This is a genomic window from Streptomyces sp. CNQ085, assembly GCF_022614595.1.
Classification (GTDB): domain Bacteria; phylum Actinomycetota; class Actinomycetes; order Streptomycetales; family Streptomycetaceae; genus Streptomyces.
The window spans coordinates 1-9279 of sequence record NZ_JAJFAU010000174.1 but is presented as its reverse complement, the minus strand read 5'-3'; the positions used below and the strand labels follow the sequence as shown (position 1 = coordinate 9279).

The 9279-nt window shown below is 73.8% G+C and carries 8 protein-coding genes, 1 pseudogene and 1 riboswitch; of the genes and pseudogenes, 3 read left to right on the top strand and 6 right to left on the bottom strand.

Annotated features, from left to right (window positions below; translation table 11 throughout):
* Positions 1 to 91: 91 nt before the first annotated feature.
* The 6 genes from LJ221_RS21525 to LJ221_RS21500 form a co-directional block, all read right to left on the bottom strand.
* Complete coding sequence (locus tag LJ221_RS21525; protein ID WP_241718378.1) at positions 92 to 871, bottom strand: enoyl-CoA hydratase/isomerase family protein; 780 nt, start codon at positions 869 to 871, stop codon at positions 92 to 94.
* A 110-nt stretch (positions 872 to 981) separates the two neighbouring features.
* Positions 982 to 1203 carry a helix-turn-helix domain-containing protein gene (locus tag LJ221_RS21520; RefSeq protein ID WP_175540892.1) on the bottom strand — a complete coding sequence of 74 codons (222 nt, stop codon included), beginning with the start codon at positions 1201 to 1203 and terminating at the stop codon, positions 982 to 984.
* A gap of 381 nt (positions 1204 to 1584) precedes the next feature.
* On the bottom strand, positions 1585 to 3183 hold the full coding sequence (locus LJ221_RS21515) for an ABC-F family ATP-binding cassette domain-containing protein (protein ID WP_241718377.1): 1599 nt from the start codon (positions 3181 to 3183) through the stop codon (positions 1585 to 1587).
* Between the two features lie 213 nt (positions 3184 to 3396).
* Positions 3397 to 4800 carry a hypothetical protein gene (locus tag LJ221_RS21510; RefSeq protein WP_241718376.1) on the bottom strand — a complete coding sequence of 468 codons (1404 nt, stop codon included), beginning with the start codon at positions 4798 to 4800 and terminating at the stop codon, positions 3397 to 3399.
* Positions 4801 to 4853: 53 nt separating this feature from the next.
* Positions 4854 to 5987, bottom strand: coding sequence for a S9 family peptidase (locus tag LJ221_RS21505; RefSeq protein ID WP_241718375.1), 1134 nt, complete (start codon positions 5985 to 5987; stop codon positions 4854 to 4856).
* A gap of 133 nt (positions 5988 to 6120) precedes the next feature.
* Positions 6121 to 6789 carry a class II aldolase/adducin family protein gene (locus LJ221_RS21500; RefSeq protein ID WP_241718374.1) on the bottom strand — a complete coding sequence of 223 codons (669 nt, stop codon included), beginning with the start codon at positions 6787 to 6789 and terminating at the stop codon, positions 6121 to 6123.
* Positions 6790 to 7005: 216 nt separating this feature from the next.
* Between LJ221_RS21500 and LJ221_RS21495 the strand changes: the two genes are divergently transcribed.
* From LJ221_RS21495 to LJ221_RS21485, 3 genes and pseudogenes are all read left to right on the top strand, one after another.
* A complete protein-coding gene (locus LJ221_RS21495; protein WP_241718373.1) occupies positions 7006 to 8241 on the top strand; it encodes an inorganic phosphate transporter in 1236 nt (411 codons plus the stop codon).
* Between the two features lie 28 nt (positions 8242 to 8269).
* Entirely contained in the window at positions 8270 to 8485 is a 216-nt protein-coding gene (locus tag LJ221_RS21490) for a hypothetical protein (RefSeq protein ID WP_241718372.1), read from the top strand.
* A 293-nt stretch (positions 8486 to 8778) separates the two neighbouring features.
* Positions 8779 to 8907: riboswitch (cobalamin riboswitch) on the top strand.
* Positions 8908 to 9043: 136 nt separating this feature from the next.
* Positions 9044 to 9279: pseudogene (locus LJ221_RS21485) on the top strand (hypothetical protein); the annotation flags it as partial.

Genomic DNA, 9279 nt, shown 5'->3' with positions numbered 1-9279 from the left:
GGGGCCCGCGGGCCCGTGACGGTCGCGGCCGTCGTGACGGAGGTGACGGAGGGGGAGGCGGCGCGGGGCCCGGCGTGAGGGCGGCCGGCCGTCAGTCGTCGATCCCGGCCAGATCGCGCAGCCTGCGCGTCTGGGCCGCGCGCTCGGCTGCGCGCTGCTCGTCGTAGGCGCGGTCCACCGCGCCGCGCAGCAGCGCCTTGGTCTCGATCACCGCGTCACGCGGAGCCGCGAGCAGCGCCGCGGCCAGATCGGCGGTGGCGGCCTCCAGCTCGGCGGCGGGGACCACGAGGTTGGCCAGGCCGGTCCGCTCGGCCTCCTCGGCGCGCACGAATCGTCCCGTCGCGCAGATCTCCAGCGCGCGGGCGTATCCGACCAGGGAGACGAGCGGGTGGGTGCCAGTGAGGTCGGGGACCAGTCCGAGGCTGGTCTCACGCATCGCGAACTGCACGTCGTCGGCGCACACTCGCAGGTCGCAGGCGAGCGCGAGCTGGAAGCCCGCGCCGACGGCGTGGCCCTGGACGGCGGCGATGCTGACGATGTCGTTCCGCCGCCACCAGGTGAAAGCCTCCTGGTAGCCGGCGATGGCCTCGTCGACCTCGGCATCGGAACCGCGCGCCAGGTCGATGAAGGACGGCTCGCCGTCGAAGCCTTCGGGAGTGAAGGCCTGCCGGTCGAGCCCGGCGGAGAAGGACTGCCCCTCTCCGCGCAGGACGACGACGCGGATCCCACCGGGCAGTAGCCGCCCGGCCTCGGCCAGGGCGCGCCACATGGCGAAGGTCTGGGCGTTGCGCCTGGCCGGGCGGTCGAGCGTGACCGTGGCCACGGCACCGTCCGCGACGAGCCGCACGCCGTCCTTGTCGAGCAGGGTCATGAGGACCTCCCGGGGCAGTCCGCAGTCGGACGACTGTCAAGTGACTGAAGAGTAACCACCCGGCCGATCGGATGGCCGACCGGGTGGCGCCCCTCGGGACGCCCTGGGTCTCAGGACGTCGCGGTCTTCTTGCCCCGCGTGGCACCGCCGCGACCACGCAGGGTCACGCCGGACTCGCTGAGCATCCGGTGCACGAATCCGTAGGAGCGGCCGGTCTCCTCGGCCAGCGCCCGGATGCTCGCACCGGAGTCGTACTTCTTCTTGAGATCAGCCGCGAGCTTCTCGCGCGCGGCGCCGGTCACCCGGCTGCCCTTCTTCAGAGTCTCGGCCACCCGTGCCTCCTCATGGGAAGTGCGCTCTGGACTCTCATGATCACCCCTTGCCGGTTTTCTGGCCACCCATTCGGCAAGGTCCGTAAAACGTCGTCGGCGGGCGGACAAGAGCCGAAGGGCTCCGGAGCGGGGCGTTCTGTGGGGCTCACCGAGGGCACGGTTCCGCATTTCATGAAGAAAGAGCAGGTCAGCGCCTCGACTGGTACTCAAACATCCGGTCGAGGAGGTCTATGCCACATCGCCGGCGCCATCGACGCCCGACCGCGCCGGAATACGAGCCGACCTCACTCAGATGACGGATCAAGCCTCGGCCGAATGATCCAGAACGGTGTGATCACCACGCGCCCGCGGTGCGACCGGGCGGCGGAGGACGGGCTCCGCTCAGGCGAGCGCCACGAGGTCCGCGTACTCCTCGCCCCACAGGTCCTCCACACCGTCGGGCAGCAGGATGATCCGCTCCGGCCGGAGCGCCTCCACCGCGCCCTCGTCATGGGTGACCAGGACCACCGCGCCGGTGAAGGTGCGCAGGGCGCCCAGGATCTCCTCCCGGCTGGCGGGGTCGAGGTTGTTGGTCGGCTCGTCCAGCAGCAGCACGTTGGCCGAGGAGACCACCAGCGTGGCCAGCGCCAGCCGGGTCTTCTCACCGCCGGAGAGCACCCGCGCGGGCTTGTCCACGTCGTCGCCGGAGAACAGGAACGAGCCCAGCGTCCTGCGGATGTCGACCAGGTCCATGTCGGGGGCGGCCGAGCGCATGTTCTCCAGGACCGTGCGGTCGCCGTCGAGCGTCTCGTGCTCCTGCGCGTAGTAGCCCAGCTTCAGTCCGTGGCCCGGGACCACCCGGCCGGTGTCGGGCTTCTCCACCCCGGCCAGCAGCCGCAGCAAGGTGGTCTTGCCCGCGCCGTTGAGACCGAGGATGACCACGCGCGAGCCCTTGTCGACGGCGAGCGAGAGGTCGGTGAAGATCTCCAGCGAGCCGTAGGACTTGGACAGCTCCTCGGCCGTCAGCGGGGTCCTGCCGCAGGGCGCGGGGTCGGGGAAGCGCAGCTTGGCGACCTTGTCGGCCTGCCGCTCCTCCTCCAGCCCGGCCAGCAGCCGCTCGGCCCGGCGCGCCATGTTCTGCGCGGCCACCGTCTTGGTGGCCTTGGCGCGCATCTTGTCGGCCTGGGAGTTGAGGGCCGCGGCCTTCTTCTCGGCGTTGGCCCGCTCGCGCCTGCGCCGCTTCTCGTCCGCCTCACGCTGGGCCAGGTACTGTTTCCAGCCCATGTTGTAGACGTCGATGCGGGAGCGGTTGGCGTCGAGGTAGAAGACCTTGTTCACGGCCGTCTCCACCAGGTCGACGTCGTGAGAGATGACGACGAAGCCACCGCGGTAGGTCTTCAGGAAGTCGCGCAGCCAGACGATCGAGTCGGCGTCGAGGTGGTTGGTCGGCTCGTCCAGCAGCAGGGTGTCGGCGTCCGAGAAGAGGATGCGGGCGAGCTCCACCCGGCGCCGCTGGCCGCCGGAGAGGGTGTGCAGCGGCTGGCCGAGCACCCGGTCGGGCAGGCCGAGGCTGGCGGCGATGGTGGCGGCCTCGGCCTCGGCGGCGTAGCCGCCCTTGGTGAGGAACTCCGTCTCCAGCCGCTCGTACTTCCTCATCGCCTTCTCGCGGGTGGCGCCCTGGCCGTTCGCCATCCGGTCCTCGTTCTCGCGCATCCTGCGCAGCACGGTGTCCAGACCGCGGGCGGACAGGATGCGGTCGCGGGCGAGGGCGTCGAGATCGCCGGTGCGCGGGTCCTGGGGCAGATAGCCGACCTCACCGGTGCGGGTGATCGTCCCGGCGGCGGGGGCGCCCTCCCCGGCCAGGCAGCGGGTGAGGGTCGTCTTGCCGGCCCCGTTGCGGCCGACCAGTCCGATCCGGTCGCCCCTGGCGATGCGGAAGGAGGCGGACTCGATGAGGATCCGGGCGCCGGCGCGCAGCTCTACTCCGGTGGCGGTGATCACGGAAGTACTCCTGGGCAGGGTGGACGTACGTACGTCGTCGGTCGGGGGCTGGGAGACGGGCGTACGCCGCTAATGCACGAGGAGGTTCACCATGCGGCCAGTCTAACGGCGGCGCGCAACCGGATTTCCGCGCCCGGGCGGCGGGACCGCGTACGCCCGGGCGGCGGGCGCCCGCCGTGCGGGACGCACGCGGCCCGGCCGGGGACAGGCCCGTCACACCTCACCGGTGTGGACCTGGAAGGCCGCCCGGCGCACGGCCCTGGCCAGCGCCGGGTCCGGGTGGGCCGCGGCGAGCGCGACCAGGACTTGAACGGTGCGGGGGTGGCCGGTGGCGCGAACGGCCTCCAGAAGACCGGGGACGCTGCTCTGCACGGCCGAGTCCAGGTGTTCCACCAGCACCTTCCCGTCGCCGTGGTCGGCGACGGCCGCGGCGGTGTCCACCCACAGCCAGGTGGCCTCCTCCGCGGTCAGGACACCGGGGGCGCCGTTCGCCAGGTCCGCCGGGTCCGCACCGTCGTGCTCGGCGAGCCAGAGCAGGGCGTAGGGACGCAGGACGGGCTCGCCCGCCGCCTCCCGGACGGCGGGCTCCGCGGGGGCGCCCACGGCGCGCAGCGCCTCGAAGGCCAGACCGCGGATGAGGGCGTCGTCGCCGCGCGCGGCCCCGATCAGCTCGGCGACGGCCGGGCCGGTGGGGCGCGCGGCCAGCCAGGCGCGGTACTCGGCGCGGGCCTCTCCGGGCGAGAGCCTGGCGCATCCGCGCAGCATGTCCTCGGCGTGCTGCTCGATGTTCCCCGCCGGGCTCTGGGCCGCGACACAGATCTGCTCCAGTTTCACCCACACCGCCCAGTTGCCCAGCGGAGTGAGCACCGCCTGGCCGGGGCGGCCCCGGCCGTCCTCGGCGCAGCGGGTGAGGGCGCCGACGGAGGCGAGCCCGTGGAGGGCCCAGTCAAGGAGCGCGGGCAGGCAGTCGTCCGGCTCCCCGGCCGCCCCGCCCGCCGGGGAGTCGCCGGGTGGGCCGCCCGGCGACTCCGCGCCGTCGCGCTCGGCGCGGATCTCCGCGATGCGCCGCCTCAGCAGGTCCAGCAGGGCCGGCACGGTCACCGGACCGGAGGACAGGTGCATCACCGACAGGAACTGCGGCGCCGCCACGACCACCTCGCCGACCGCGCCGGGGTCCGCGCCGCCGGGTGCGGGATGGGCCAGCGACCAGGCGTCGAAGAGCGCGACCCAGCCGCGCAGCACGGCCGAGTCGTCGCGGTCCCAGGCGCGCAGCCGCCAGCCGGGCATGGCGGTGCCGTCGTGCAGTTCGACGAGGCCGGCGAGCCGGGCGCGGTCCCAGTGGACGGGGATCTGCTCCACGGGTATCCGCAGTTCCTCCGCCGCCCGCTCGGCGGCGGACCCCGGTGACAGCCCGGTGCCGTCGGCCCAGCGGGCCAGCCGCACGGCGTCGCTGAGGCAGGCCCGTGCCTGCCGGGCGAGTTGGTCTCGTGGGGGCACTCCCTCGGGGGGCCGGGGCGCGCTCCGCCGGCGGCGCGTGCCCACTGCTCGGCGCGCGGCGGCGAGAGGCTGCCGGGATACGAGGCGCAGCCGGGTGTCTCGCGGGGTACGGGACGTCACGGGAGCAGTGTTGTTGATGACGGCCCGAAAGCCCAAACGCCGGTCGCGGCGCCTCACATGAGAGGGGTGAGGAAGCGGCGCAGCGCCTCCTCGTAACCCTGTGGGTCAGCGTTCCACATGGCGGCGTGCGGGGCCTGTCCGACGACGTGCAGTGAGACCAGGTCCGGGCGCCGTTCGGCCAGTTCGCGGGAGGGGCCCCAGGGCGCTACGGCGTCGTCCGGGCCGTGCAGGACGAGCGTGGGGAGCCGCAGCGCGCCGGGGTCGCCAGGTTCGGAGCGGAGCTCCGGGTGGAGCCGGGCGCGGCCCTGCGCGGCGCGCACCGCCAGCGGCAGCAGGGGTGCGGGGACGTGGCGGGCGCCGGCCAGTGCGCGCAGGGTGGCCCGCCAGTCGAGCACGGGCGAGTCCAGGATCAGGCCGGTGACGAAGTCGCGGGCCGGGGACTCGGCGACGGTCCGCAGCGCCATCGTGGCCCCGGTGGACCAGCCGTACAGCACCACGCCGCGGGCACCGCGGCCGAGGGCGTAGCGGACGGCCGAGTCGAGGTCGTGCCACTCGGAGTCGCCCAGGTGGACGGTGCCGTCGGGCGACCGGGGCGCCCCGGGGTCGCCCCGGTAGGCCGGTACGAGTACGGGGACGCCCATGGCTTTCAGGAAGGGCAGGACGTTCATGGGGTGCTCGCGCGTGGCGCCCAGTCCGTGCACGGCGATGACCCACACGTCGCGCAGGGACGGCAGGTACCAGGCGGGCAGGGGGCCGAGTTCGCCGGGCACCTCGACGTCCGCGTACTCCAGGTCCAGCGCCTCCTCGGGGTTTCCGGTGTGGAGCTGCGGGGTCAGCCGCACCCGGTCGCCGGTGGCGAGCCGGCCGCGGTCCACCCGCTCCAGGCGCCGTACGACGGTGTCGGCGGAGGTGGGGGCGTCCAGCACGGCTCCGACGACGGCGTGCCGGCCGGGACCGGTGAGGGCGTAGGTGCCGGGGAGCTGGGAGACGAGGGAGCGGGTCAGGGTGATCTGCCCCGCCGCGGTGGCGTGGACGGTCAACTGCGGGCCCTCGAAGCCGGCGGGCAGGGAGCGCCCGGAGGACGGCCTGAGGGCGGCGGTGGCCGCGTACCGGCCGGCCACGACAGCGGCCGCTCCGGCACCGAGCGTGGTGAGGGCGGTCAGGGCCGCCGTTCTGCGCGGACTCATCGTCTCCAAGGATGACGGCGTGGTGTCGCCGGGGCCAGCGGGCGGGCCCCGGCGGGTGAGCGGGGAGCAGGCCGGGGCGGCCCCCGCCCCGGCGCCGCCGGGGGCGCCCACCTCGTACCCCGTCCGCTCGGGATCATCCGCCGGGCGGGGCGGGCCGGTCCCGCTGCCCATAGCCGCGCAGCCGCTCGGCGACGCGGTCCAGTTCCCCGGGCGGCAGCAGGGAGGGAGTGCGGCCGGGCACGGAGGCGGCGGCGAGCCAGACCCGGCACATCCACTCCAGTTGGGCGGTGCCGTCGTACGCCCGGCCGAGGCTGTCGGCGTACACGAGGGTGCCGTGGTTGCGCAGCAGGCAGCCGCTGCGGTCGCGCAGCGCCTCCTGCACACGGGCGGCCAGTTCCTCGCTGCCGTAGGTGGCGTACGGCGCCACACGGACCGCACCGCCCAGGGCGGCGGCCATGTAGTGGATCGCCGGAAGCTCGTCGACGAGGGTGGAGACGGCGGTGGCGTGCACGGCATGGGTGTGGACGACCGCCGCGGCCCCGGTGGAGCGGTACACCGCCAGGTGCATCGGCAGTTCACTGGTGGGCACCAGGTCGCCGGCCTTCCGCCGCCCGTCCAGTCCGACGGCGCACAGTTCGTCCGGACCGAGGCGGTCGTAGGCGACGCCGCTGGGGGTGACCAGGACGGTGTCGCCGACCCGCACCGAGACGTTGCCCGAGGTACCCACGACCAGGCCGTCGGCCACCGTCCGGCGGGCCGTGGCCACCAGTTCCCGCCAGGCGTCCGCCCAGGCCGACCGCATCCGCGCCACCTCCGGCGGAGCACTCTAGCGCCGGCGGGCCGCGCCGGGGGCACACGGTGCGCCGGGGCGCACCGGGGCGGGCCCGCAACCGCACCGTGCGACCCTGCGCACACAGGTGACACGGAACACCGTGACGCCGTTCTCAGTTCACCTCACGTTCACCCGACATCCTTACGTTCACCGAGTACCTGCCCCCTCGACCGATTGCCTGGGTGAATGGAAAACATCACGCTTCTCATCGGGATCGTGATCGTCACGGCCTTGGTGTTCGACTTCACCAACGGTTTCCACGACACGGCCAACGCCATGGCCACCACCATTTCCACCGGGGCACTCAAGCCCAGGGCCGCGGTGGCGATGTCGGCGGTCCTCAATCTCGTCGGCGCCTTCATCTCGGTCGAGGTCGCCGCGACGATCTCCAAAGGCCTCATCAACGAGGACTCCGGCATCGAACCCGCGGTGATCTTCGCGGGACTGGTCGGCGCGATCCTGTGGAATCTGCTGACCTGGCTGGCCGGGCTCCCCTCCAGTTCCTCGCACGCCCTCATGGGCGGCCTCCTCGGCGCCACGATCGCCGCCGTCGGTATCGGCGCCGTCTCCGTCGGCGCCGTCTTCATGAAGGTGCTGATCCCGGCCCTCGTCGCGCCCCTGGTCGCCGGTATCGCGGCCATGCTCGCGACCAGGCTGACCTACCGGATCAGCCGCGACGCCGGAGAAGGACAGGTCGCCAAGGGCTACCGCGCCGGGCAGATCGCCTCGGCCGGTCTGGTCTCCCTGGCCCACGGCACCAACGACGCGCAGAAGACGATGGGCGTCATCACCCTCGCGCTGATCTCCGGCGGCGTGCTCGGTACCGACGCCGACCCACCGCTGTGGGTCATCGCCTCGGCCGGCACCGCCATCGCACTCGGCACCTACCTGGGCGGCTGGCGGATCATCCGTACCATGGGCAAGGGCCTGACCGACATCCGCCCGGCACAGGGCTTCGCGGCCCAGACCAGCTCGGCCGTCACCATCCTGGCCTCCTCCCACCTGGGCTTCGCGCTCTCCACCACGCAGGTCTGCTCCGGCTCGATCATGGGCTGCGGCCTGGGCCGCAAGGGCGGCGTGGTCCGCTGGAGCACCGCCGGCCGTATGATCGCCGCCTGGGGCCTGACCCTCCCGGCCGCCGGCCTGATCGCCGCGGGCTCCGCGCTGCTGGCCATCCAGGGCGACTGGGGCGTCACCGTGGTCGCGGTCGTCTCCATGGCCGCCATCGCCGCCATCTGGATCGCCTCCCGCCGTGAGCCGGTCGACCACACCAACGTCAACGACGTCGAGCCGACCGAGGCGGAGGGCCGGGGCGTGGTCACGGCCGCGGTACAGGCCGTCTCCCCGCCGCCCACCGCCGCCATGGAGGAGGCCGGGAGGGCCTCCGACACCCCGGCGAGGACCACCGTCTCCGCTCCCTGAGCCCGAGCCCCGCGAAGGAAGAAGCACCATGGACATCGACTGGGCCGCCCTCGGCCAGGTCTTCGGCGTCAGCCTCGTGATGACGGTCGGCCTGGTGGGCCTGTTCACCCTCGGCATCGTCGGCCTGGGCGCCAACGGCAGGACGCGGGACGGCTTCTCCGCCCCGGCCCGTGTCGGCGCCTACGCCAGCTACGCCCTGTGCGCGGCCGCGGTGGCGTACGGCATCTACATCATCGCCGCCTGAGCGGGCCCGAGGCGTCCGGGAGCCCGCCCGGGCCTCCGGCACCGTTACGCCTCTCACCGGCGCCCGGCGGTGTCCGCCGGGCGCCGGTGCGTTCCTCGCGGCCTTCCCGGATGTCCCGGCGTCTCCAGGGTCCGTCCGCGCCCTGCCGCACTCCCGTCTCCCCGGGCGTGAGCGCCCCGGCGTGCGCCGCCGGGTGCCATGTGCGCTTCCGCACAGTGCGCCACCGCAGGTCATGGGTGAGTTGACGCGCCCTCCCGGTCGTGGTGGACTTCCCGTTGCCAAACGGCGGCAGGAGAGGAAGCCGGTGCGAATCCGGCGCGGTCCCGCCACTGTCACCGGGGAGCGCTCCCCCACCCAGCGTCACGGCCCTCGCATCGGGCTGGAAGGCCGGGGGACGCGCCGATCCGGGAGCCAGGAGACTCTCACCGCCGGTCACGTCGAGCCAGGGCGAGGACCCTGAGTGAGGACATACCGCCATGCCCGGCACCCTGTCTGCCGCACCATCTCCATCCCGCCGCGCCACCGGTTCCGCACGAGGTGTGACGGCCGGCTGACTCGATGCGTGCCGACCACGCCCTCCCTCCGGCCCCCGCTTTGGCGGACGCCGGTCTCCCCGCGCTCCTCGGCCGCGCGGCCGCGGGCTACGCGTGCGGCGCGGCTCTGGGGTACCTGCTCGACCTGATCGCGGGCGACCCGCGCCGAGCGCACCCCGTCGCCGCCTTCGGGCGCGCGGCCTCGTCCGCCGAGCGCCTGCTGTGGCGCGACCACCGCGGCGCGGGCGCGCTGTACACGGC